21 protein-coding genes and 2 tRNA genes are annotated in these 24273 nt (G+C 70.3%); 13 read left to right on the forward strand and 10 right to left on the reverse strand.

All coding sequences use genetic code 11. The features are described from left to right. Positions 1 to 13: 13 nt before the first annotated feature. Positions 14 to 472: a tRNA (cytidine(34)-2'-O)-methyltransferase gene (locus tag QBJ89_RS10060; RefSeq protein WP_277980382.1), complete on the reverse strand. Its 459-nt coding sequence runs from the start codon at positions 470 to 472 to the stop codon at positions 14 to 16. 180 nt (positions 473 to 652) lie between these two features. On the opposite strand from QBJ89_RS10060, the gene petA reads away from it, so the two are divergent. From petA to QBJ89_RS10090, 6 genes are all read left to right on the forward strand, one after another. Further along, entirely contained in the window at positions 653 to 1237 is a 585-nt protein-coding gene (gene petA / locus QBJ89_RS10065; protein ID WP_277980383.1) for a ubiquinol-cytochrome c reductase iron-sulfur subunit, read from the forward strand. Between the two features lie 13 nt (positions 1238 to 1250). After that, positions 1251 to 2537 (forward strand): cytochrome b, encoded by a 1287-nt coding sequence (locus tag QBJ89_RS10070; protein ID WP_277980384.1) that lies wholly within the window; start codon positions 1251 to 1253, stop codon positions 2535 to 2537. Positions 2538 to 2567: 30 nt separating this feature from the next. Continuing rightward, positions 2568 to 3410, forward strand: a complete 843-nt coding sequence (locus QBJ89_RS10075) for a cytochrome c1 (protein ID WP_277980385.1) — start codon at positions 2568 to 2570, stop codon at positions 3408 to 3410. A gap of 196 nt (positions 3411 to 3606) precedes the next feature. Beyond that, positions 3607 to 6045 (forward strand): TonB-dependent receptor plug domain-containing protein, encoded by a 2439-nt coding sequence (locus QBJ89_RS10080; RefSeq protein WP_277980386.1) that lies wholly within the window; start codon positions 3607 to 3609, stop codon positions 6043 to 6045. Positions 6046 to 6088: 43 nt separating this feature from the next. Continuing rightward, a tRNA-Arg gene (locus tag QBJ89_RS10085) sits at positions 6089 to 6165 on the forward strand. Positions 6166 to 6252: 87 nt separating this feature from the next. Continuing rightward, positions 6253 to 7911, forward strand: a complete 1659-nt coding sequence (locus QBJ89_RS10090; protein WP_277980387.1) for a GH39 family glycosyl hydrolase — start codon at positions 6253 to 6255, stop codon at positions 7909 to 7911. Positions 7912 to 8003: 92 nt separating this feature from the next. Here QBJ89_RS10090 and QBJ89_RS10095 read toward each other — a convergent pair whose 3' ends face one another. Next, the gene (locus QBJ89_RS10095; protein WP_277980388.1) at positions 8004 to 8786 is read right to left on the reverse strand and encodes a 3-keto-disaccharide hydrolase; all 783 of its coding nucleotides are present in this window, start codon (positions 8784 to 8786) and stop codon (positions 8004 to 8006) included. Between the two features lie 191 nt (positions 8787 to 8977). Between QBJ89_RS10095 and QBJ89_RS10100 the strand changes: the two genes are divergently transcribed. Beyond that, positions 8978 to 9181, forward strand: coding sequence for a hypothetical protein (locus tag QBJ89_RS10100; RefSeq protein WP_223012572.1), 204 nt, complete (start codon positions 8978 to 8980; stop codon positions 9179 to 9181). Positions 9182 to 9188: 7 nt separating this feature from the next. Here QBJ89_RS10100 and QBJ89_RS10105 read toward each other — a convergent pair whose 3' ends face one another. Genes QBJ89_RS10105 through QBJ89_RS10115 form a run of 3 tightly spaced genes read right to left on the reverse strand, consistent with a single transcriptional unit; the run spans position 9189 to position 12777 of the window. Then, positions 9189 to 9872, reverse strand: coding sequence for a response regulator transcription factor (locus QBJ89_RS10105; protein WP_277980389.1), 684 nt, complete (start codon positions 9870 to 9872; stop codon positions 9189 to 9191). Next, complete coding sequence (locus tag QBJ89_RS10110) at positions 9872 to 12538, reverse strand: sensor histidine kinase (protein ID WP_277980390.1); 2667 nt, start codon at positions 12536 to 12538, stop codon at positions 9872 to 9874. Before QBJ89_RS10110 ends, QBJ89_RS10105 begins: the two co-directional genes overlap by 1 nt. Further along, on the reverse strand, positions 12538 to 12777 hold the full coding sequence (locus QBJ89_RS10115) for a hypothetical protein (RefSeq protein ID WP_277980391.1): 240 nt from the start codon (positions 12775 to 12777) through the stop codon (positions 12538 to 12540). Before QBJ89_RS10115 ends, QBJ89_RS10110 begins: the two co-directional genes overlap by 1 nt. Positions 12778 to 12929: 152 nt before the next feature. Between QBJ89_RS10115 and QBJ89_RS10120 the strand changes: the two genes are divergently transcribed. After that, entirely contained in the window at positions 12930 to 14444 is a 1515-nt protein-coding gene (locus QBJ89_RS10120) for a S10 family peptidase (protein WP_277980392.1), read from the forward strand. 199 nt (positions 14445 to 14643) lie between these two features. Here QBJ89_RS10120 and QBJ89_RS10125 read toward each other — a convergent pair whose 3' ends face one another. After that, positions 14644 to 15132 carry a MarR family transcriptional regulator gene (locus QBJ89_RS10125; RefSeq protein WP_183919482.1) on the reverse strand — a complete coding sequence of 163 codons (489 nt, stop codon included), beginning with the start codon at positions 15130 to 15132 and terminating at the stop codon, positions 14644 to 14646. Positions 15133 to 15231: 99 nt separating this feature from the next. On the opposite strand from QBJ89_RS10125, the gene QBJ89_RS10130 reads away from it, so the two are divergent. Both QBJ89_RS10130 and QBJ89_RS10135 read left to right on the forward strand, forming a co-directional pair. After that, entirely contained in the window at positions 15232 to 16317 is a 1086-nt protein-coding gene (locus QBJ89_RS10130; RefSeq protein ID WP_431522528.1) for a branched-chain amino acid aminotransferase, read from the forward strand. Between the two features lie 36 nt (positions 16318 to 16353). Then, positions 16354 to 16428: transfer RNA gene (locus QBJ89_RS10135), tRNA-Gln, on the forward strand. Positions 16429 to 16574: 146 nt separating this feature from the next. Here the strand turns inward: QBJ89_RS10135 and QBJ89_RS10140 are convergent. After that, complete coding sequence (locus tag QBJ89_RS10140; protein ID WP_277980393.1) at positions 16575 to 17207, reverse strand: hypothetical protein; 633 nt, start codon at positions 17205 to 17207, stop codon at positions 16575 to 16577. 108 nt (positions 17208 to 17315) lie between these two features. Between QBJ89_RS10140 and QBJ89_RS10145 the strand changes: the two genes are divergently transcribed. The 3 genes from QBJ89_RS10145 (at position 17316) to QBJ89_RS10155 (ending at position 20336) form a co-directional block, all read left to right on the forward strand. Further along, positions 17316 to 17975, forward strand: a complete 660-nt coding sequence (locus tag QBJ89_RS10145; protein WP_277980394.1) for a response regulator — start codon at positions 17316 to 17318, stop codon at positions 17973 to 17975. After that, positions 17972 to 19276 (forward strand): sensor histidine kinase, encoded by a 1305-nt coding sequence (locus tag QBJ89_RS10150; RefSeq protein WP_347342828.1) that lies wholly within the window; start codon positions 17972 to 17974, stop codon positions 19274 to 19276. Before QBJ89_RS10145 ends, QBJ89_RS10150 begins: the two co-directional genes overlap by 4 nt. Positions 19277 to 19343: 67 nt before the next feature. Continuing rightward, complete coding sequence (locus QBJ89_RS10155) at positions 19344 to 20336, forward strand: glycoside hydrolase family 43 protein (RefSeq protein WP_277980395.1); 993 nt, start codon at positions 19344 to 19346, stop codon at positions 20334 to 20336. 18 nt (positions 20337 to 20354) lie between these two features. Here the strand turns inward: QBJ89_RS10155 and QBJ89_RS10160 are convergent, their stop codons facing one another. From QBJ89_RS10160 to QBJ89_RS10170, 3 genes are all read right to left on the reverse strand, one after another. Then, on the reverse strand, positions 20355 to 21185 hold the full coding sequence (locus QBJ89_RS10160; RefSeq protein WP_277980396.1) for an aldo/keto reductase: 831 nt from the start codon (positions 21183 to 21185) through the stop codon (positions 20355 to 20357). After that, positions 21182 to 22150 carry an SDR family oxidoreductase gene (locus tag QBJ89_RS10165; protein WP_277980397.1) on the reverse strand — a complete coding sequence of 323 codons (969 nt, stop codon included), beginning with the start codon at positions 22148 to 22150 and terminating at the stop codon, positions 21182 to 21184. Before QBJ89_RS10165 ends, QBJ89_RS10160 begins: the two co-directional genes overlap by 4 nt. A 246-nt stretch (positions 22151 to 22396) precedes the next feature. After that, positions 22397 to 24268 (reverse strand): methyl-accepting chemotaxis protein, encoded by a 1872-nt coding sequence (locus QBJ89_RS10170; RefSeq protein WP_277980398.1) that lies wholly within the window; start codon positions 24266 to 24268, stop codon positions 22397 to 22399. Between the last annotated feature and the right edge of the window lie 5 nt (positions 24269 to 24273).

The raw sequence follows: 24273 nt of genomic DNA on the forward strand, positions 1-24273 counted from the left end.
GGGAGGGTTCGGGTCAATCGGTCAATCTGTCCCATCCGCCGGTCTGGCGCAGCGCCTCGCCAAGGAGCAGCGCGCCCGCGACCGCGACGTTGAGCGAGCGCAACCCCGCGCGCATCGGCACGCGCACGCGCAGGTCGGCGCGATCGTGGACGTGCGGCGGCACGCCCGCGCCCTCGCTGCCGAGCAGCAGCACGTCGTCCGCGGCGAAGCGGGCCTGCGGCAGCGGCACGGCACCCGCAGTGGTGGCGAGCACGACGCGGCCGGCGACGGTGGCGAGGAACGCGTTCCAGTCGGCGTGGCGACGGACCTGGACGTGCGCGGCATAGTCCATCGCGGCGCGCGCCAGCCCGCGCTGGCCGAACGGGAAGCCCATCGGCTCGATCAGGTCGACCGCGACGTCGAGGCAGGCGCCGAGCCGCAGCAACGTGCCGACGTTGCCGGCGATATCGGGTTGGAACAGCGCGATCCGCATCACCGCCGCTCTACGCAGGTTGCTGCGCGACCGCAAAATGGGATTGGCAAAGCGCGAGGCTCGCGGCTATCACCCCGCCAGACCGCCTCGGGGACGGGCAGGTCGCGCGGGGAGGCGGCATGTCGCGACGGCATCGGATCGACCCGGCGGGAGAACGAAACGGGTAGAGGTTTGACGCGAATGGCGACGGTCGAGAACAATATTCCGCCGGGCGAGGACCCCGCACCCTATCATGAGCCTGCCCACGACCCGCGTCGCCGCGATTTCATCAACATCGCCGCCGTGTCCTTCGCGGGCGTCGGCGCGGTCGCGATCGTGCTGCCGCTGATCAACCAGATGAACCCCTCGGCCGACGTGCTCGCGCAGTCGACCACCGAGATCGACATCTCCAAGATCGCGCCGGGGCAGGCGATCAAGTCGTCGTTCCGCAAACAGCCGCTGTTCGTGCGCAATCTCACGCCCAAGGAGATCGGCGAGGCCAATGCGGTCGACGTCGGTTCGCTGCGCGATCCGCAGACGCTCGCCGAGCGGACCAAGGCGGGCAAGGAGAATTGGCTGATCACGCTGGGCGTCTGCACCCATCTCGGCTGCGTGCCGCTGGGCGCCGGCGAGGGCGAGAACAAGGGCCCGTTCGGCGGTTATTTCTGCCCGTGCCACGGCTCCGCCTATGACACCGCCGGCCGCATCCGCCAGGGGCCGGCGCCGCAGAACCTGCATGTGCCCGAATATAATTTCACGTCCGACACCGTCGTGACGGTCGGCTAAGGGAGAACGAGAGATGAGCTTTCCCTGGGCCAAGCATTATGAGCCGAAGCAGCCGCTGATGCGCTGGCTGGACGAGAAGCTGCCGCTGCCGCGCCTCGTCTACAACGCCATCGGTGCGGGCTATCCGGTGCCGCGCAACCTCAACTATTTCTGGAACTTCGGCGTGCTGGCCGGGGCGGCGCTGGTGATCCAGATCGTCACCGGCGTGGTGCTGGCGATGCATTATGCCGCCAACGGAACGGTCGCCTTCGGCTCGGTCGAGAGCATCATGCGCGACGTCAACGCGGGCTGGTTCCTGCGCTATGCGCACGCCAACGGCGCGTCGATGTTCCTCGCGGTGGTGTACATCCACATCGGGCGCGGGCTGTATTACGGTTCGTACAAGGCGCCGCGCGAGATGGTGTGGCTGCTCGGCGTGGTTATCTTCCTGCTGATGATGGCCACCGCCTTCATGGGCTATGTGCTGCCCTGGGGGCAAATGAGCTTCTGGGGGGCGCAGGTGATCACCGGCTTCTTCTCGGCGATCCCGCTGGTGGGCGACACCATCCGAATCTGGCTGCTGGGCGGGTTCGCGCCCGACAACGCCGCGCTGAATCGCTTCTTCTCGCTCCACTACCTGCTGCCGTTCGTGATCGCGGGCGTGATCATCCTGCACATCTGGGCGCTGCACATCCCGGGATCGAACAATCCCACTGGCGTCGACGTCAAGGGCGAGCAGGACACCGTGCCGTTCCACCCATATTACACCGCCAAGGACGGCGTGGGCGTGGCGGTGTTCTTCCTGATCTTCGCCACCTTCGTGTTCTTCTCGCCCAACCTGCTGGGGCATCCGGACAATTACATCGAGGCCAACCCGCTCTCGACGCCGGCGCACATCGTGCCCGAATGGTACTTCCTGCCGTTCTACGCGATCCTCAAGAGCTTCACCGCGGACTTCATCCTGCCGGCGAAGCTGTGGGGCGTGCTGGCGATGTTCGGCTCGATCCTGCTGCTGTTCTTCCTGCCGTGGCTGGACAGCTCGCCGGTGCGCTCGGCCAACTACCGGCCGACCTATCGCTGGTTTCTGATCGTGCTGGTGTTCGACGTGCTGGTGCTCGGCTATGTCGGCGGTGCCGAGGCGAGCGCGCGCAACGTGATGATGGGGCAGATCGCCGCGGCTTATTATTTCGCGCACTTCCTGATCATCCTGCCGCTGGTGTCGGCGGCGGAGCGGCCGCGGCCGCTGCCCAACTCGATCACCGAGGCGGTGCTGTCGAAGCATGGCGGCACCGCGCCCACCAAGACCGCGCTGGCGGGTTGAGAACGAGACGAAGAGGGGATCTGACAGGCAATGGTTCGTCTCATATCACTGGTGATCGGTGCGGGGTTCGTCTTCGTGCTCGCACTGGCGCTGTTCTTCACCGCGAAGGACGCGATCCAGAATCCGGCGCCGCACACCGCCGAGCATGAGTTCCACCTGCATCCGGAGGACATCAACCTGTCCTCCGCGGGCTGGTTCGGCAAGTTTGACCGCCAGCAGGTGCAGCGCGGCTTCCAGGTGTACAAGGAGGTCTGCGCGGCCTGCCACTCGCTGAAATATGTCGCCTTCCGCGACCTGCAGAAGATCGGCTATTCCGAGGCCGAGGTGAAGGCGATCGCCACGCAGTGGGTGATCGAGCAGCCCAGCGTGAACCCGGAGACGGGCGAGCCGGCGACGCGCAAGAACATGCCGTCTGATCACTTCCCGTCGCCATTCGCCAACGAGGTCGCCGCCCGCGCCGCTAACGCCAATGCGCTGCCGCCCGATCTCTCGCTGATGACCAAGGCGCGCGAGGACGGCAGCAACTACGTCCATGCGCTGATCACGGGTTATCGCGACCAGCCGGCCGAGCTGCTCAAGAAGTTCCCCGACGCCAAGACGCCGGAGGGACTCCACTACAATCCCTATTTCGCGAACCTCAACATCGCGATGCCGCCGCCGCTGACGTCGGACGGGCAGGTGACCTATTCGGACGGCACCAAGGCGACGCGCGACCAGATGGCGCGCGACGTGGCGGCCTTTCTGACCTGGACGGCCGAGCCCAACCTCGAGGCGCGTCACGCCGCCGGTCTGGCCGCGGTGATCTTCCTGATGGTCTTCATCTACCTGACGTGGGGCGCGTACCAGAACGTCTGGCGCGAGGTGAAGCACTGAGCTCGCGGGGGCGGGCGCCGCGCCCGTCCCCGGTCCGCTCGCGCCGCAATCCACATCGGGCCGGTGGATCTTCGGTAGAATTGCTTGGCCGTCCCCAACGCAGATTTGAGCCGCGGCGCGCCGAACCGGCGTAAAGCGATCCCAACGAACGCGCCGCGCGCCAGCGTGCGGACGCGGTAGAACAGGGATCCCCGCCATGCATCGTCTTGCCGCCAGCCTCCTCGTCACCAGCGCGCTGACCATGGTCGCCCCGTCCGCGCTCGCGCAGCAGCCGCAGCCGCAGGGCGAACTGCCGCAGGCACAGCCCGCGACCGAGGCGCAGGCTGCGCCGACGCAGGATACCGCCGCACTGCCCGCGGAGAGCGACGACATCGTCGTCACCGGCACGCGCGCCGCGGGGCGCACGCGGCTTGAGAGCGCATCGCCGGTGGACGTGCTGAGCGGCGCCAGCCTCCAGCGCCAGGGCACCACCGAGGTGGCGGCGGCGCTTGCCAACGTCGCGCCCTCGGTCAACTTCCCGCGCGCGGCCGCGACCGACGCGACCGATGCGGTGCGCCCCGCGACGCTGCGCGGGCTCTCGCCCGACCAGACCTTGGTGCTGATCAACGGGGTGCGCGGCCACGCCTCGGCGCAGCTCAACACCAATGGCTCGGTTGGGCGCGGTTCGTCCGCGGTCGATCTCAACACCATCCCGGTCGCGGCGCTCGACCGGGTCGAGGTGCTCCGCGACGGCGCGGCGGCGCAATATGGCTCGGATGCGATCGCCGGCGTGGTCAACCTGCGGCTGCGCGAGGCGCGCTCGGGCGGCGGCGCCACCGTGACCTACGGGTTCTATGACACCGACGTCGACACCGCACGCGGCAGCCGCCACGTCACCGGCGAGAACAACGTGACCGCCTCGGCCTGGCAGGGAATCGGTTTCGGCAGCGACGGCTTCCTGACGCTCTCGGGCGAGTATAACCGCCGCCAGCCGACCAATCGTGCCGACTATGACCCGCGTGTCTCACCCACGCGCGTTACCGGCCGCTTCGGCGACCCGGCGCTGGAGCAATATACCGTCTTCGCCAACGCGGGCACCTCGCTCACCGACACGTGGAGCCTGTACGGCTGGGCCGGCTACCAGGACCGCGACGTGCGCGGCGCCGCCTTCCCGCGGCTGCCGGGCGTGACCAGCGGCTACACCGTCAACGCGCTCCATCCGGCTGGCTTCCTGCCGATCATCAACACCAAGTCGACCGACCTCAACTCGGCGCTGGGCGTGCGCGGCGAGGTGGCGGGGTGGAACGTCGACCTGAACGTCAGCTACGGGCGCAATCGCCTGTCGTTCCGCACGCTCGACACCGCGAACTTCGCGGCCGGCAACGCTTCACCGACGACCTTCTACGACGGGCGGCTGATCTATGACCAGTGGGTCGCCGGGCTCGACGTCACGCGCAAGTTCGACGTGTTCCAGTCGCTCAACGTCGCCTTCGGGCTCGAGGGCCGTCGCGAGGGATACAAGATCGAGGCGGGCGAGGCCGCGGGCCAGCCGGTGTCAGGCGTGTCGGCCGGCGCGCAGGGTTTCCCCGCGCTGACCCAGGCCAATGCGCTCGAGCGGTCCCGCCGCAACGGCAGCGCCTATCTCGACGTCGAGGCGCAGCTGACCGACGCGCTGCTGCTCGGTCTCGCCGGGCGCTTCGAGGATTACTCGGACTTCGGGTCGACCGCCAACGGCAAGGCGTCGCTGCGCTACGACATCGCCGAGTGGCTCGCGCTGCGCGGCACGGTCTCGACCGGCTTTCGCGCGCCGTCACTCCAGCAGCAATATTTCACCTCCACCGCCTCGGTGGTGCAGAACGGCGTGCCCTTCCTGACCGCGACGACGCCCTCGACCAGCGGGCTCGGCACGGCGCTCGGAGGCGTCGCGCTCGACCCAGAGAAATCGACCAACTTCTCGGCGGGCACGGTGATTCGCTTCGGCGGCTTCGATCTCTCGGTCGACGGCTATTACATCAAGCTGCGCGACCAGCTGGCGCTGTCCGAGAATATCAACGCCTCGTCCAGCCCCGCCGTCGCGGCGCTGCTGTCGCCCTATGGCGTGACCGCGGCGCGCTTCTTCATCAACGGCGTACGCTCGACCACCAAGGGCATCGACGCGGTCGCGCACTATCGCCTCCGCACCGAGCGGGCGGGGGCGTTCGACCTCACCGTGGCGGGCAACGTCAACAAGGTGGAGGTGACCGACGTGCCGACCTCGACCGCGGTGCTCGACCCGGCGCCGACGCTCTTTGCGCGCAGCCGCGTGCTGACGGTGGAGCAGGGCACGCCCGGCGAGAAGGTCACGGGCACGATCGACTGGTCGCTCGACCAGCTCGGCGCACTCGCGCGCGTGACCTATTACGGCGACGTCAACCAGCCGGGCACGACTCCCGCCGCCGACGTGCGTACGGGGCGGCACGCCGTGACCGATCTCGAGCTGCGCTACCAGGCGCTGCCCGGCGGCCAGGTCGCGCTCGGGGTGAGCAACCTGTTCGACGTCTACCCCGATCGCACCATCGCCGCGAACAATTCAACCGGGGTGATCGGCTTCCCCTATTACTCGCCGTTCGGCTTCAACGGGCGCTACCTGTACGTCCGGGCCGGGCTGAGCTGGTGAGCGATTGACCCTCTCGGCGCGAGAACCTACGGGGGCGAGCGGCGCCCCCGTAGCTCAGCAGGATAGAGCGACGGTTTCCTAAACCGCAGGTCGTGAGTTCGAATCTCGCCGGGGGCACCATCGCACCCGACGCGCTTGCGCGGCCACGCGTACGCTCGCATCATCCTTGAAAAAGGGGGAATAGCGATGCGCGTGTGGAGACAAGGCTTGGCCATCGCGGTGCTGGCCGGGGCCGCGCCCGCCGCGGCGGATCCGGACCAAACGTCCTTCGCGGTCAGGATCGACGTCGACGCCGCGCGCGACGAGGGACCGGTGGCGCAGGAGTGGCGCTTCTTCGGCGCCGACGAGCCCAATTACGCGACGATGAAGGACGGCCGCACCACGCTGGCGACGCTCGGCGCGCTCGCGCCCGATCGGGTCTACTTTCGCACGCACAATCTACTCACTTCGGGCGACGGCACGCCCGCGCTCAAATGGGGCTCGACCGGAGTCTATCGCGAGGATGCCGCCGGCCGTCCGGTCTACGACTGGACGATCGTCGACCGCATCTTCGACACGTATCGCGCGCGCGGAGTGAAGCCCTACGTCGAGCTCGGCTTCATGCCCGAGGCGCTCTCGACCAGACCACAGCCGTATCAGCACGACTGGCGCCCGGGCAGCGGCGAGCTGCGGACCGGCTGGGCCTATCCACCGCGCGACTATGCGCGCTGGGAGGAGCTGATCCACCAATGGGTGCGTCACTGCGTCGAACGCTACGGCCGCGGCGAGGTGGCGAGCTGGTATTTCGAGACCTGGAACGAGGCCAACCTGCCGCAATATTACTGGGGCGGCACGCGCGAGGAGTTCTTCCGCCTGCACGACGCCGCGGTGCGCGGGGTGCGGCGCGCATTACCCGAGGCGCGCGTCGGCGGGCCGGACAGCGCGGGTGCGGGCGACGACTTCCTCACCGCTTTCATGGTCCATGCGCGCGCCGCCGGCACGCCGACCGACTTCCTCTCGTTCCACGCCAAGGGCCAGCCCAAGGTGATCGAGGGCGCGGGCGGCAGCTACGTCCGCATGGGCCTCAACACGCACCTGAAGGCCGCCGATCACGAGTTCGCCGCGATCGCGGCCGATCCGGTCTTCCGCTCCAAGCCGATCGTGATCGGCGAGTCGGATCCGGAGGGCTGCGCCGCCTGCCAGGGGCCGGCCAACGCCTATCGCAACGGCACGATGTATTCGAGCTACACCGCCGCGTCATTCCCGCGGTTGCGCGCGTTGGCGCAGCGGCGTGGGCTGACGCTGGAGGGGGTGCTGACCTGGGCGTTCGAGTTCGAGGATCAGGCGCCATTCGCCGGCTTCCGCCAGCTCACCTCGGGCGGGATCGACCTGCCGGTGATCAACACCTTCAAGCTCTTCGCCAAGATGGGCGGCCGCTACGTGAGCGCGCGCTCGGACCATCAGGTGGCGCTGGATTCCGCGCTGAGCGACGGCGTGCGCGGTGACGCCGATGTCGGCACCGTGGCGACGCGCGCGGGCGATCGCATGGCGGTGATGGTGTGGCATTATCACGACGACGACGTCGCCGGACCCGCCGCGGCCGTGCGCGTGCGGCTGCGCGACCTGCCGCGCGCTTATGCCCACGGCGCGACGCTGACGCAGTATCGGGTCGACGAGAGCCACGCCAACAGCTTCGCCGCGTGGCGGAAGATGGGCTCTCCACTGGCGCCGAGCGACGCGCAGCGCGCGGCGCTGAAGCGCGCGGCGGCGCTCGACCCGATCGCGCCGGCCGCGCGCCTGGCAGTACGGCAGGGCGCGGGCGAGATCGCCTTCACGCTGCCGCGCCAAGGCGTGGCACTGCTCGTGCTGACGCCGGCAGCGCCCTGATGAGCCGTTGAGACCCGGGTTGGCGCTCTCGCGCAAACCCGAGCCTTACCGCCGTCGCGCCGCCCTGCGGGGCAGGTAACGCGGCGCGTGTTTCACTCGCGCTCGGGCAGCTCGCGCACCCAGATGTTGCGGAAGCTGATCGGCTGGCTGGGGTCGCCGTGGTCCTGCAGCTTGATCGGTGCCTTGCCGTGCGGCTTGTAGCTGGGCTTGCCGATATAGACCGTTCCGCCGCGCACCTCGGTATGGTCCTGCACCAGCACGCCGTTGACGTAGCCGGTGACGAACGCGGGTCGCGTCACCGCGCCGTCGGCGCCGAAGCGCGGTGCCTCCCAGGTGACGTCGATCGTCTGCCACTCGCCCGGGCGTCGCGCTGGATTGGCGAGCGGCGGCGTCTGCTTGTAGATCGAGCCGAGCTGACCGTTGACGTAGGTCGGGTTGTTGTAGCTGTCCATGATCTGGAACTCATAGCCGTCATCGCCCGGCCCGGTAGAGGCGAGGAACAGCCCGCTGTTGCCGCGCGCCTGGCCCTCGCCCGTGATGTTCGCGGGGACGCGATACTCGAGGTGCAGCTGGTAGCTGCCGAACGACTGCCTGGTCTGGATGTTGCCGGTGCCCTTCTTCACCGTCACCGCGCCGTCCGCGACGGTCCAGCCGGCGGCGCCGCCGGTCTTCACCGCGGTCCAGCGGTCCAGCCCCTTGCCGTCGAACAGCACGATCGCGTCGGCGGGCGCGGCCCAGCCGGCGAAGGCGCCCGGCGTCACCACCGGCACCGCCGGCGACCATTGCTCGGTCGCCTTGGGATCACCCTGCTGGCCTTGCGCCACCACCGCGGACGAGGCGAGCGACAGCCCAACGCCCAGCACGATACCCTTCATAGCTCGCATCCTCTTCGATACTCCCGATCACAATGCGGTTCGCATCCGCGCCGTTGGTAACGCGTCCGCGCGCAACCTCCTAGTGTCACGTCGACCTGTCGGCCCCCGCACGCTCATTGACCGAGATCAGGGCGAATTTGCGCGGCGGAAGACGGCCATGGTTCGTTCTTTCTCCGCCGAGGAGTGTCGACATGACCGATCGCGAAGCAGCCGAGCAGAAGGTGAGAGCGTTACACGCCGAGGAGGAGCGCGAGAAAGCGCTCGCGCGGGGCCTGCCGCCGGGGGACGACCAGGATCGCCACTGGATGCGCGGCGAGCGCCTCTCCGACGAGGCCTGGTCGATCGAGGAGCGCTACGATCTCGAGCCCTGGCCGAGCGGGCTCTGGCCCGCCTGACGCTCGCTCAACCGTCGCCGCGCAGGCGATAGCCGACGCCGAGCTCGTTGGCGATCACGCTGCCCACATCGGCGGGTGCCTCCAGCTTCTGCCGCAGGTTGCGGATGACGATGCGAAGATATTCGATCCGCGCGTCCTCGTCGCCGCCCCAGGCGGCGGCAAGCATGCGCCGGTGCGTGACGACCTTGCCGAGATGGCGCGCCAGCTCGGCCAGCACATCATATTCCTTGCGGGTGAGATGCACCTCGGCGGCGCCGCGCCGCACCTCGCGTCGGTCGAGATCGATGGCGAGGTCGCCGCGGCGAATCTGGCGCGGCGCCGCCGCCCCCGCGCTGCGATGGCGCAGCGCAACGCGCAGGCGCGCGAGCAGCTCCTCGCTGTCGAACGGCTTGGTGACATAATCATCCGCGCCGAGATCGAGCGCGCTGACCTTTTCCTCCACCGCGTCGCGCGCCGAGACGATCAGCACCACCGCGTCGCTGCGGTCGCGCAGCAGCGGGATCAGGCTCAGTCCGTCGCGGTCGGGCAGGCCGAGGTCGAGCAGCACCGCGTCGGGATGCGCGATCGCGCGCTGCTGCAAGGCGTCGCGCGCGTTGCCCGCCTCGACCACGTCGTAGCCCGCGCGGGTCAGCGTGTTGCGCAGCAGCCGCCGGATCGCGGGCTCATCGTCGATCACCAACACGCGCGCCATCACGTCGCCTCGCCGGTCAGCTGGCGCACGATCAGCGCGGGCGGGAAGACCAAAGCGAAGGCGGCGCCGCGCGCGTCCTCGCGGTTGGCGGCGGTGACCGTCATCCCCATCGCCTCGGCGAAGGCCTTGACGATCGCCAGCCCGAGCCCGGTGCCCCCGGCAGCGCGGTCGGATCCCTCGAGCCGGCGAAACGTCTCGAACACCTCTTCCTCGCGTCCGGGCGGCAGGCCCGGCCCCTCATCGAGCACGGCGAGGCACAGCTCGCCGAACCGATGCCGTCCCTCGATCACCAATGTGCTGCCGGGATCGCCGTAGCGGCCCGCATTGTCGAGCAGGTTGAGCAGGCAGTGGTGAAGCAGCTGCGGGTCGGCGCGCACTAGCGGCAGGTCGGGCGGTACGTCGAGCCGGACGGCATGTCCCTCCAGCGCGCGGCGTGCGTCGTGCGCTGCGCCGGTCACCGCGTCGCTGAGATCGACCGCGTCGACCCGCAGCCGCAGCGCGCCCGCCTCGACCCGCGCCATGTCGAGCAGGTTGGCGACGAAGCGGTTGAGGCGCTCGGCCTCACTCTCGATCGTGCCGATCAGCTCCGGCGTGGCGCCGTGATGGAGCTGCGCCGCGGCCGCCATCACCGCGGTGAGCGGGGTGCGCAGGTCGTGGCTGACGGAGGAGAGCAGCGCCGCGCGCAGCCGGTCGCGCGTGCGCACCTCCTCGACGTCGCGCATCTCGGTGGCGAGCCGGAGCCGCTCAAGCACCAGCGCGGCCTGATCGACCAGGCTGGCGAGCAGCGGCAGCTGGTCGGCGCGGACCGGGTCCCCCCCGGTCGAGCGCGCGACGCCCAGGACCGCGAGCACGCGCTCGCCTGCCTTCAGCGGCACGAACAGCCATTCCGACGCCGTCAGCGTGCCCGAGCCTTTGCCCGCGCTGGCGCCGGTGTCGAACGCCCAGCCCGCCGCGGCATTGTCCATCGTCTCCAGCCGGTAACCGGGATTGCTCGCGGCGAGGATGTCGAGCCCCGCCGGGGGCGAGCGGGTGAGCAGCACCACCTGGACGTCGAGCAGAAGTCGTACGTCGTCGCAGATCATCTGCGCGGCCCGGTCGCGGTCGGTCACGCCGCTGATCTCGCGCAGAAAGCCCGCCAGCGTGGCGTTGGTGCGTGCGCTCGCCGCGGCGAGATCGGCCTGCGCGCGTACCCGCGCCGCGAGATGGCTGGTCGCCACGGCGACGCCGAGCAGCACGATCGCCGAAATCACGTTCTCGGGGTTACTGATGCTCAGCGTGCCGACCGGCGGCAGGAAGAAGAAGTTATAGGCCAGCGTCGAGGCCACGCCGGCGAACAGGCCGCAGCGCAGCCCGAACAGGCTCGCCGCTGCCATCACCGGCAGGAGGTAGAGCAGCGCGATGTTGCCGAAGTCGATGACATGCACGAGCGCGCTGCCCGCGGCGGTGACACCTGCGACCATCGCTGCCGCGCTCGTATAGCCCGCGGCCGTCCCCCGCGCGGGTGCGACGCGTACGCGCGGCTCCCGGCTTGCCGCGGCAGGGACGGGGAGGACGTGGACGGTAACCCCGGGCGTGTCGCGGATCAGCCGGTCGACCACCGAGCCGTGGCGCAGCTCGAACCAGCGCGAGCGCCGCGACTTGCCCATCACCAGCTGGGTGGCGCGCGCGTCGGCGAGGAAGCGCTGGATACCGTCGACCACGCCGGGCGCGGGCACGGTCGCCACCGCGGCGCCCAGCTGCGTCGCGAGTGTCATCGTCGCGGCGAGCCGCTGGTGCTGCGCGGGGGTGAAGCTGGCGGCGCGCGGCGTCTCGATGAAGAGCGCGGTCCACGGCCCGCGCAGCCCGTCGGCGACCCGCTTGGCGGCACGCACCAGCCCGTCCGCGCCGGGCAGCTCGTTGATCGCGACGACGATCCGCTCGCCGCCGGCCCAGGTGCCGCCGAGTCCGAGCGCGCGCACGTCGTCGAGCATCTGCGCGTCGACCGCCTGCGCGGCGCGACGCAGCGCCAGCTCGCGCAGCGCCGACAGATTCGCCTTCGAGAAGAAGTGCGACAGCGCGCGCGTCGCCTCTTGCGGCAGGTAGACCTTCCCCGCCTTGAGCCGCTCGATCAGCTCGTCGGGCGGGATATCGACCACCTCGATCTCGGCGGCCTCGATCACCCGGTCGGGCACGGTCTCGCGCACCCGCACGCGGGTGAAGCTGGCGACGATATCGTTGAGGCTCTCGACGTGCTGGATGTTGACGGTGGTGTACACGTCGATCCCGGCGGCGAGCAGCTCCTCGACGTCCTGGTAGCGTTTGGGGTGACGGCTGCCGGGCGCGTTGCTGTGCGCCAGCTCGTCGACCAGCGCGAGGCGCGGCGCGCGCGCGAGCACCGCGTCCAGGTCCATCTCGTGCAGCGTGCGCCCCTCATAGGCGACGGCGCGGCGCGGCACGACCTCCTGGCCGCGCACCAGCGCCTCGGTCTCGACGCGCCCGTGCGTCTCCACCACCGCGACGACCACGTCGACCCCGTCGCGTCGTCGCGCGGCGCCCTCCGACAGCATCTCATAGGTCTTGCCGACGCCGGGGGCGGCGCCGAGGAAGATCTTGAGGCGGCCGCGGCCCTCCTGCGTGGCGGCACGCAGCAGCGCGTCCGGATCGGGGCGATCGCTGGCCGCCGGCATCAGCCGCGCCGCAGGCGCGCGCCGGCGCGGTGCGCCGGGAGGGATGACGACGGCGCGACCTCGTTCATCGTATTGGGATAGACCAGAATACGCGAGAGAGGGAGCCAGATCGTCGCGGCGCGACGTTCGAAGGGCAGGGCGGCTCTTGCCGCGCGACGCGGTTGCTTCGGAGGCCTGCGCACGGTCACGATCTGAACGACGCCGCGTTGAATTGCCAGGGCGAATGCGACCGAACGCATAGCGGCGGCATATAGTACGGGGAGTGGCCTTGCCGCCCGGGCCGCGACGCGCCACCTCGTGCCCGCTCGCGGCTTGCCAGCTGCGCGCGGGGGACTACACCGTCAGCGACAAGAACCGCGGCGCGACCGCGGCCACACAGGGACCGCATATCTTGGCCAGACCGTTCCGCCTGCTGCTCGCCACCTTGCTCTTCGGCACCAGCGGCCTCACCCACGCCCAGTCGGACAAGACCGATAAGACCGTCACCAAGGTCGAGAGCAAGAAGGAGGAGGACGCGGTCAAGCTGCCGCCGCTGCCCGCCGACAAGACGATCACGCAGAGCGCACGGATCAACGGCCGCGCGCTCAGCTACAAGGCGACGGTCGGGACGATCGCGGTGCGCGACGACAGCGGCAAGGAGATCGGCCAGGTCGTCTACACCGCCTATGTGGTGCCCGGACGCGACCCGTCGCGGCCGGTGACGTTCGCCTTCAACGGCGGACCGGGCGCCGCCTCGGTGTACCTCAACATGGGTGCGGTCGGGCCCAAGCGCGTGCAGTTCGGCGCGCAGGGCGATTCGCCGTCCGACGCGCCGCTCGCGCGCGACAATCCCAACAGCTGGCTGGACTTCACCGACCTGGTCTTCATCGATCCGATCGGCACCGGCTTCAGCCGCAGCCTGGTCGATGCCGATGCGACCAAGAAGGCTTTCTACGCCAACGATCCCGACATCCGCTATCTGTCCAAGGTCGTCTACGACTGGCTGGTAAAGGAGGAGCGGCTGCGCTCGCCGAAATACGTCATGGGCGAGAGCTACGGCGGCTATCGTGCGCCGCGTATCGCCTATGAGCTGCAGTCGCAGATCGGCGTCGGGGTCAACGGCCTGATCATGGTCTCGCCCTATCTCGATCCTGCCTCGGGCGATGACGCAACGGCGCTGTCGCCGCTGCCGTGGATGATCGACCTGCCCTCGATGGCGGCGGCGAATCTCGAGCGGCAGGGCAAGCTGACGCCCGCCGCCATGGCCGAGGTGGAGACCTATACCCGCGGCGACTTCGCGCGCGACCTGCTGCGCGGCCGCTCCGACCCGGAGGCGACCGGGCGCGTCGTTGGCCGAGTCACCCAGCTCACCGGGCTCGACCCGGCGCTGGTGCAGAAGCTCGGCGGGCGGGTCGATAGCCGTACCTATCTGCGCGAGGTTCACCGCGCCGAGGGGACGATCGGCAGCGTCTATGATTCCAACGTCACTGCCTTCGATCCCTTTCCCTGGTCGGCGCAGCAGCAGTCGAACGATCCGATCCTCGACGCGCTGATCGCGCCGACCACCAGCGCGATGGTCGACTTCGTCACGCGCGAGGTCGGCTGGAAGACGGACGCGCGCTACAACGCGCTGTCGTACAAGGTCAACGAGGCGTGGGACCGCGGCAAGCCGGCGGACACGCCGGTGACCGACCTGCGCAAGGCGATCGCCAACGATCCCAAGATGAAGGTGATGATCGTGCACGGCTGGGACGATCTGTCCTGCCCGTTCTTCGCGTCACGGCTGATCGTTGACCAGATGCCCGCCTTCGGCGCGGCGGAGCGAGTCCAGCTGCGCGTCTATCCGGGCGGGCACATGTTCTACTCGCGCAACGACAGCGGCGCCTCGTTCAAGGCCGACGCGCTGCGGCTGTACGGCGCCGGTTGAGCCGGTTCTGCCTGAGCGCAGGTGTCTCGCGAACGTCGCAGCGGTTCCCACCGACCGGCGTCATCCCGGACCCGGTCCAGGATCCGGCGTGCCCACCCGCTCCAGTCGTTGCTTTCGCGGTGGAGTGAACTCCGGACCCCGTCCGGGATGACGCATTAGAGCCGTTACTCCGGCCGCATCATCCTCGCCGCTTCGCGCGTCAGCCGCGCAGCGCCTCGACCCGGCCCATCTCCTCGGGCGGGATCAGCCCCTCGAGCACCGCCCAGAAGCCTGTCACCGCACCCTGGCCGGCGCGCGAATAGGCCGCCGACAATTTCTCGCGAAGCGAGTCGTACAGCTCGCTCTCCAGCGCGGTACCTTCCGCGGTGAGCCGCAGCAGACGCTGCCGACGGTCGCGCTCGCCCGGGCGAGTCTCGACCATGTTGCGCTCGATCAGCTCGTTCAGCACGCGCCCGAGCGACTGTTTGGTGATCGCGAGCAGCGCGAGCAGCTCGCTCACCGGCATGTCGGGCTTGCGCGCGATGAAATAGAGTGCGCGGTGATGCGCGCGGCCGAGACCCTGTTTGGCGAGCCCGCGATCGATCGATCGCGTGATGTGGCTGTTGCCGAAATAGAGCAGCTCGATCCCGCGGCGGATCTCGGTCTCGCGCAGGAAAAGCGGCGAGGCGGATTGGGTTGAGGCAGCCATGTTGACCGGCTTTGCCATCGGCCCTAGGCCACCGCAACCCGGCAATGCGATCTCTTGTCGTGTCGCCCGGCCATCGCCGACCCTGGTCCCTGGGAGCTGATTTCCGTGAACTTCGCGTTCGAGCCGCATCCGTCGCCCGTTCCCGCCAACGAGCGCGCCGCGCGGCTGGTAGACCCGGGGTTCGGGCGCGTCTTCACCGATCACATGGCGATCCTGCATTATTCGGAGGGGCGCGGATGGCACGACGGGCGCATCGGCGAGCGCGTCGCGCTGACGATGGATCCGGCCTCCTCGGTGCTCCATTACGCGCAGGAAATTTTCGAGGGGCTCAAGGCGTATCGGCTCGAGGACGGCGGGCTGGCGCTGTTCCGTCCCGAGGCGAATGCACGGCGCTTCAACGCCTCCGCGCGGCGCATGGCGATGCCCGAGCTGCCCGAAGAGCTGTTTCTCGAATCGTGCGAGCGGCTGGTGCAGACCGAGCGCGAGTGGATGCCCTCGGTCGAGGGCGGCTCGCTCTACCTGCGTCCGTTCATGATCGCCTCCGAGGCGTTCCTCGGCGTGAAGCCCTCGGCGGAATATCTCTACATGGTGCTGGCCTCGTCGGTCGGCGCTTATTGGAAGGGCGGGGCGCGCGCGGTGTCGCTGTGGGTCAGCCACGAGTATACCCGCGCCGCGCCGGGGGGCACCGGCGCTGCCAAATGCGGTGGCAATTACGCCACCAGCCTGGTCGCGCAGCAGGAGGCGATCCGCCGCGGTTTCGACCAGGTGGTGTTCCTCGACGCCGCTGAGCGGCGCTGGATCGAGGAACTCGGCGGCATGAACATCTTCTTCGTGTTCGAGGACGGTTCGCTCCAGACTCCGCCGCTGACCGGCACCATCCTGCCCGGCATCACGCGCGATTCGATCCTCCGGCTCGCGCGCGACGAGGGACTGGTGGTGCGCGAGGAACCGTATTCGATCGAGCAATGGCGCGCCGACGCGGCGAGCGGCCGGCTGGTGGAGAGCTTCGCCTGCGGCACCGCCGCGGTGGTGACCCCGATAGGCCGCGCTGCCGGCCCGGACTATGAGTTCACCATCGGCAGCGGCGCCACCGGCCAGCTGACCGCGCGCTTCCTCGACCGACTGAGCGCGGTGCAGCGCGGGCGCGCGCCCGACCCGCACGGCTGGCTGCGACGTATCGGTTGAGTTGTGCGCCGCGCGCGGCTAAGCGCGCGGGCCTGTTGGGGCGTCGCCAAGCGGTAAGGCACCGGTTTTTGGTACCGGCATTCGCAGGTTCGAATCCTGCCGCCCCAGCCAGACAGCGCATCATCGTCGGCTGCTGACATGCTCCGGCGTCGTCCCGCCCGCCGACGCCAGTCCCGAGCCGCAGCAACACGTCGCCGTCCTCTATCAGTCGGCGAGGCCCCGGATCGCTCCGGGACCTCGCTTTCATGCCGGTGCGCTCAGCGCCGCGGTGCTGCGGTGTCGACCGGCGGCAGCGGAGCACTACCGGCGAGCGCCGGTCCCGTCCCCGCGGCCGGCGGGGGCGGCGGAGCGCCGGCGCCCGCGGGAGGCGGCGCCCCGGCACCCGGCGGCGGCGGCGGGGGAGCACCCGCGCCCGGCGGCGGCGGCGGTGCCCCCACTCCCGGCGGCGGAGGCGGCGGTGCCCCCGCACCCGGCGCAGGGGGAGGCGGCGCGCCGGCCCCATGCGGCGGCCGGGGCGGACCGACCTCGCGGGCGCCGGCGCTGTCGACCAGGAAGCGCGCGCGTAGCTGGCCCTCGTCGTAGCGGCCCTGCACCAGTACCGGTGCGCCCGCGCGCGGCGCCGAGTCGCGCCCGGCCTCGACCAACGCGCGCCCGGTCGCGTCCTCGACGACGAAGCGGTCGCCGTATACCGCGGCGACGCGGCCGCGCACCGTGACCACGCCGCTCGACTGCGGCAGCTTGGCGACCGCGGTGGGCACGGTCGGCGCCATCTCGACCGCGGGACGGGTCAGCGCCATCGCGCCGGCGCCACCCGCGGCGCCGAGCGCCAGCAGCGCCGCGCCCGCCAGAGCGATGCGGCGCGGGGCAGTGATATGGGGTAGAAGGGTCATCGAACAGCTCCTCTGCTTGCGATGCACCGTCTCTACGCGCGCCCTCCGCCACCCGCGCTGAACCGGGCGGTTCAGTTTCGGTTTAACCGCGGTGTATAGCCGCTCCTTATGCGTATCCTGCTCGTCGAGGACGACCGCGACCTCGGTCCCCGTATCGCGCGCGCGCTGCGCGACGAACGCTGCGCGGTCGACCTCGTCGCCGACGGCATCGACGCCGCGCATCTCGGCGAGACCGAGCAATATGACGCCGCGGTGCTCGATCTCGGTCTGCCGGGGCAGGACGGCATCGCGGTGCTGCGCGCGTGGCGCGGAGCCGGGCGCGACCTGCCGGTGCTGGTGCTCACTGCGCGCGACGGCTGGTCCGACAAGGTCGCCGGGTTCAAGGCCGGCGCCGATGACTATCTCGTCAAGCCGTTCCGCGTCGAGGAGCTGGTGATGCGGCTGCGCGCGCTGGTGCGTCGCGCCGCTGGCCATGCCCAGCCGCTGCTGCGCGCCGGTCCGCTCTCGTTCGACGCGCCGACCGGCACCTTCGAGCTCGACGGCCTCCCGCTTAAGCTCACCGCGCTGGAATGGCGCGTGCTGTCGCAGCTGATGCTGCGCAAGGGCGCGGTGATCGAGCGGCTCGACCTGCTCGAGAAGGTCTACGAGGGCGACGCCGACACCGACTCGAACAGCCTCGAGGTGATCGTCGGCCGACTGCGCAAGAAGATCGGCGCCGCGCTGATCGAGACGGTGCGCGGGCGCGGCTATCGGCTGGTCGGCGCGTGAGCGCGCGCCCGCCGCGCTCGATCCAGGCGCGGATGCTGATCGTGTCCGCGCTCGCCACCGCGCTCGCGCTCGCGCTCGCCGGGGCGGCGATGGCGGGGCTGCTCGGGCGCTTCGTGGTGGAGGGGCTAGACCGGCGGCTCGACGCCGAGCTGGCGCTGCTCGCCAGCGCGGTGGATGGTGACGGGCGGATCGATCGCGCGCGGCTCGAGCGGGTACGCGGCGCGCTCGACGCCGGCCCCGAGTGGCGGTGGCGCATCGCCGGTCCCGACGGCACGCTCGGTTCGGCCGACTTTCCGGCGCTGGAGCCGCCACCGCCGGTGGGGCCGATCGCGCCGCAGCGCCCGCGCCCGCGCGAGGGCGCGTCCGGGAACGAGGGGGCGGTGCACGCGCGCGAGCTGGTGATCGCGAGCAGCCGCGGCGACGTCACGCTCAGTGCGGCCGCGCCGCGCTCGGTGGTGCGGCGCCCGATCGAGGAGGCGCTGTGGCCGCTGCTCGGCGCGCTCGCGGCGGTGGCGGCGGTGCTCACCACGGCGCTGTTGGTGCAGCTGCGCGTCGGGCTGGCGCCGCTGCGCCGGCTGCGCGATCAGGTCGCGGCGATCCGCGGCGGCGCGCGCGAGCGAGTCGAGGAGGAGCAGCCCGCCGAGCTGCGCCCGCTCGCCGCCGAGCTCAACGCGCTCGCCGCCGACAATGCCGCCGCGCTCGCCGCGGCGCGCGGCGCCGCGGCCAATCTCGCGCACGCGCTCAAGACGCCGGTCGCGGCGCTGGCGCTCGACCTGCGCGACCGGCCCGCGCAGGCGGCGCAGGTCGAGCGGATCGATCGCACCATCCGCCACCACCTCGCGCGCGCGCGCGCGGCCGCGATCGATCGCCGCGCCGCCACGCCGCTGCGGCCCGCGACCGCGGGGCTCGTCGCCGCAGTGGGCGCGCTCCATCGCGCCGCGCGGATCACGTTCGACGTGCCCGCCGACCTCGCCGTCGCGATCGACCCGCAGGATCTCGACGAGCTGCTCGGCAATCTGCTCGACAATGCCGCGCGCCACGCCGCCGCAGATGTCGCGCTGCGCGCCGCGCGCGACGGGCGCTGGGTCACGGTGGAGGTGAGCGACGACGGCTCGGGCATCCCCGCGGCCGAGCGCGACCGCGTCGCCCGCCCAGGCACCCGGCTCGACGAGCGCGGAGACGGGCACGGCTTCGGGCTGGCGATCGCGTCCGAGCTGGTCGCGCTGTACGGCGGCGCGCTGGCGCTTCAGGAGGCGAGCGGCGGCGGCCTTGCGGTGCGGCTGAGGCTGCCGTCGGCCTAGACTAGGCTTGCCGCCCCGCACTCACGAGCTAAGCTGCTTATCGAACAAGATAAACGGGGATGGCAGGATGAGGTGGCACCGGATCGGTCTGGGCGCGTTGGCGCTGCTGGCGAGCGGGACGATGGCGGCGAGTGCACCCGTGCCGGGGGCCAACCCGCTCTTCCACGACAGGTTCACGGCCGACCCGGCGCCGCTGGTGGCCGGCGACCGGCTGTACCTCTACGTCGGGCACGACGAGGCGCAGCGCGACGAGATGTTCAACATGAAGGAGTGGCTGGTCTATTCCACCACCGACATGCGCCACTGGACCGCGCACGGCGCGATCATGAACGTGAAGGATTTCAAATGGGCCAAGCAGGACGCCTGGGCGTCTCAGGCGATCTTCAAGAACGGCAGATACTGGTTCTACGCCGCGGTCGAGCATGACTCGACCCATCCCGGCAAGGCGATCGCGGTGGCGGTGTCCGACAAGCCCACCGGCCCGTTCGTCGACGCCAAGGGATCGGCGCTGATCACCAACGAGATGACGCCCAAGGGCACGCACAGCTGGGAGGACATCGACCCCACCGTGCTCACCGACGATGACGGCACGACCTGGATCGCCTGGGGCAATCGGCAATGTTATATTGCCAAGCTCAAGCCCAACATGATCGAGCTCGACGGACCGATCACCGAGATCACGCCGCCGCACTTCGAGGAAGGGCCGTGGCTGCACAAGCGCGGCAAGCTCTATTATCTCACCTATGCCTCGCTCGACCGCAGCAAGCATCGCGACGAGAAGGTGTCCTACTCGACCGCGCCGACGATCCGCGGACCGTGGACCTACCGTGGCGAGCTGACCGGATCGGGCAAGTACAGCTTCACGATCCATCCGGGCATCGTCGAGTTCAAGAAGCGTTGGTACCTCTTCCTCCACAACGCGACGCTGGCGATCGGCGACCTCAACGGTTCGATCGGGCGGCGCGCGGTGACGGTGGAGTATCTGCGCTACAATCCGGACGGGACGATGCGCCCCGTGGTGCAGACCGAGGCGGGAGTGACCGCACCCGCGCCGCGATAAGGCGTCGCGGCGGGGCGCTCACAGCATCTCGAGCGGCACCGGTGCGCGGGGGCGGGGGAAAGCGCGGTCGAGCTTGGCCAGCTCCTCCGGCGTTAGAGCCAGATCCGCCGCCGCGCGATTGTCGCGAACGTGTTCGGCGCGCCCGGCCTTGGGTATGGCGATCACGCCCTCGTGCGCGAGCAGCCACGCCAGCGCCACTTGCGCCGCGGTCACGCCGCGCGCCGCCGCCACCGCCGCTAGCGCGGGACGGCCGAGCAGGCGGCCTTGCTCGACCGGACTGTACGCCATCACCGGGATGTCGTGTGAAGCCAGCCACGGCAGCAGGTCATGCTCGGGCCCGCGGCGCGTCAGATTGTAGAGGATCTGATCGGTGGCGCAGTCCGTACCGCCGGCAGCGACGAGTTCCTCCATGTCGTCGCGGTCCAGGTTGCTGACGCCCCAGCGCATTATCTTGCCCGCCGCGACCAGCGCGGCCATCGCTTCGACTGTCTCTCGCAGCGGCACGCTGCCACGCCAGTGGAGCAGGTACAGGTCGAGCCGGTCGGTGCCGAGCCGCTCGAGGCTCGCCTCGCAGGCGCGTGTCAGTCGCGTGCGCGAGGCGTTCTGCGGATAGGCCTTGCTGACCAGGAACACGTCGTCGCGTCGCCCCGCGATCGCCGCGCCGACCACCCGCTCGGACTCGCCCTCGCCGTACATCTCGGCGGTGTCGATCAGCGTCATCCCGAGATCGATCCCGGTACGCAGCGCGGTCACCTCGTCGTCGCGGCGGTCGGCGCGCTCGCCCATCATCCAGCTGCCTTGGCCAAGCGCGGGAACAGTCGCGCCGTCGAGCAGCCGGATCGTCCTCACTTGGCGCGTCCGCGCCACAGCGCCACGCCCGCCAGCGCCGCGAGCGCGACCGCACCGGCGGCGGCGGCCTTGCGTCCGCGGTGCGGGTCGCGGCGGAGAGCGTCAGGGCCGCTCGCGCCCGCGGGCGGTTCGTGGATCGCGCCGGGCGTGTCCTCGCCGCGCGGCGCGCGCGCCGACCAGCTGTCCATGAAGCCGTTCATCATCGCGGCGATCAGATTGGGCGCGGCGAACTGCCCCAGCTTGAGGAGCAGCGCGGGCGCGCCGACCACGGTGGTGTCGCGCGGATGACGGGCGAGCCGCACCACTGCCTTCGCCACGGTCTCGGGGGCGAGCGCGCCCGGCGGTAGCGTCAGCCGTGCGCCCGTGTAATTGCCGGCATGATCGATGCCCGGCGTGTCGACGAAAGTGGGGTAAACGTCGCAGACGTGCACGTCGGGGTGGCGCGAGAGCTCGCCGCGCAACGCCTCGCTGAAGCCGCGCAGGCCGAACTTGCTCGCAGCATATGCTGCCGCATAGGGCGTAGCCACGAAGCCGCCGACCGAGATCATGTTGACCCAGATGCCCCGCTCCTGTGCGAGGAAGATTGGCACGACCGCATGCGCCTCGTTCATGTGCGACTGCAGGTTGGCCTGGATCACGCGCGCGTGATCGGGCAGCGGCACCTCATGGTAGCGGCCGACGACGCCGACGCCGACACAGCTGAACCAGAGGTCGATCGTTCCGAGTGCGGCGCGCGCTTCATCGGCCAGCGCCTGCACCGCGGCCGCGTCGGTGACGTCGACGACGCGGGTCTCCGCCTGGCCGCCGGCATTGCGACAGCGCACGGCGATGTCGGCCAGCCCTTCCTCACCTCGCGCCGCGAGCACCAGCCGCGCGCCGCGGCCGGCGAAGGCGATCGCGGTGGCAGCGCCGATCCCGCTCGACGCCCCGGTTATGACGACCCGTGTCGGCTCCCGCTCGCCCATCTGTTGTCTCCCGTCGCTCCGCGGGTGGACGAACGGGGGGCGGCGGTGTTCCGGGTGTCAGGGACGTCGCGGAGGCGAGGGTAGAGAAAGGGAGGGCGGGCGCCGACGTGCACACCGTATCGTCATCGGCGTCATCCTGAACCCGTCCAGGATCCACCCGACCGCATACCTCGGATGTAAGGTGCTCGCGGGACGGTGGATCCTGAGACGAGTTCGGGATGAGCCCTGGGTAAGATCAGGACGCGCTCAGAACTCGGACCAATCGTCCTGCGCCACCGCCACCGCGGCGTTGCCGCGGTTCGCGCGCGCGCCGGCGGCGATCCGCGCGCCCGCGCTCGCCGCGCGGGACTGGAGCTGGTGCACCGGTGAGGCGGTCGCCTCCCGCCGCACGGCGATCGCCTGAGCGGGCCGGTCACCCAGTTGGAAGCGGCTGACCTGCCGCGCCATATTCTCGGTCTCCTCGGCCAGGCTGCGCGCCGCCGCGGTGGCCTCCTCGACCATGGCGGCGTTCTGCTGGGTCACGCCGTCCATCTCGCTGACGGCGGTGTTGACCTGCTGGAGCCCGGTCGCCTGCTGCTCGGCCGCCGAGGCGATGTCGGACACCAGCGCGCTGATGTCACCGATCCGCCCGGTGATGCGGCTGAGCGCCTCGCCCGCCTGTGCCACCAACGTGACGCCGGCATCGACCTGCTCGGTCGAGGCGGTGATCTTGCTCTTCACGTCCTTGGCGGCGTCGGCCGAGCGCTGCGCCAGCGCGCGCACCTCGGAGGCGACCACCGCGAAGCCCTTGCCGGCGTCGCCCGCGCGCGCCGCCTCGACGCCGGCGTTGAGCGCGAGCAGGTTGGTCTGGAAGGCGATCCCGTCGATCACCGCGATGATCTCGCTGATCTCGTTGGACGAGCGCTCGATCCCATTCATCGCCTCGACCGCGCGGCGCACCACGTCAGCCGACTGTTCGGCGTCGCGGCGCGTCTCGGTCACCACACCGTTGACCTTGGTGGCGTTGGCGGCGGTGTCGCGCACGGTCGTGGTGATCTCGTGCATCGCCGCCGCGGTCTCCTCCAGGCTGGCGGCCTGCTGCTCGGTGCGCCGCGACAGATCGTCCGACGCCTGGCGGATGTCGCTGGCGCCATTGGTGATCCCCTCGGCGCTGGCGTTGACCGCGGTGAGCGTGCCCGCGACCGACTGCATCGCGTTGTTGAAGTCGTCCTTCAGCTTGGCGAAGGGGCCGGTCAGCTCGGCGTCGATCCGCGCGGTGAGGTCGCCGCGCGCGAGCGCGTCGAGCCCATTGCCGACGCTGTCGACGATCAGCCGCGTCTGCTCCTGCTTGGCGCGTTCGGCGGCGACGAGCTGGTCGCGGAACGCCACCAACGAGCCGGCGAGCTCACCCACTTCGTCGCGGCGCGGATCAACCGCGACATCGGCGTTGAGGTCGCCCGCGCCGAGCCGGCGCATCGTCGCGGTCATCGCGGTCAGCGGCGTGGCGATGCCACGGATCAGCGAGAGCAGCAGGAAGACGGTCAGCGTGAGCGCGGCGAGGCTGAGCCCGATCGTGACGTTGCGCGACCAGAAATACAGGGCGCTCGCCGCGTCCATCTCGGTCTCCATCAGCTTGACCTGGACCCGCTGCATCTCGGCGGCGTCGTCGTTGCCGCGATCGAAGAGCGGCTTGCTGCGACGATAGGAGGCGAACGCTGCCTCGTTCTGATTGGCGTGGGAGAGCTGCATCGTGGCGCGCGACTGCGCGATGTACGTGGCCCAGTGCTGCCGGAAGACGCGGAAGGTCTCGATCGCCTTCGGGTTGGTCAGGCTCTTGTCGAGATAGGCGATGTTCTGATCGATCAGCGCGTTGGTCTCCGCCGCCTCTTTCTCGGCCTCGGCGATCTTGTCGGGTTCGGTCGACAGGATGCTGGTCGCCTCGGCGACGCGGTAATCGGACGTGCCGGTGTTGATCGTCGCGATCGCCACCAGCTTCTCCCGCCGGCTGCGGCCGAGCGTCTCGGCGGCGTCGTTCAACTTGCTCTGCGCGCTGACCGACATGACGGCCATGACGATGAGAGCGGCGGCGAGGATGCCGAAAGCAGTAAGCAGCTTGGCGCTGATCTTCATGTTCTTCATGGAAC

It is taken from the genome of Sphingomonas phyllosphaerae (assembly GCF_029623345.1).
Taxonomy (GTDB): Bacteria; Pseudomonadota; Alphaproteobacteria; order Sphingomonadales; family Sphingomonadaceae; genus Sphingomonas; species Sphingomonas phyllosphaerae_C.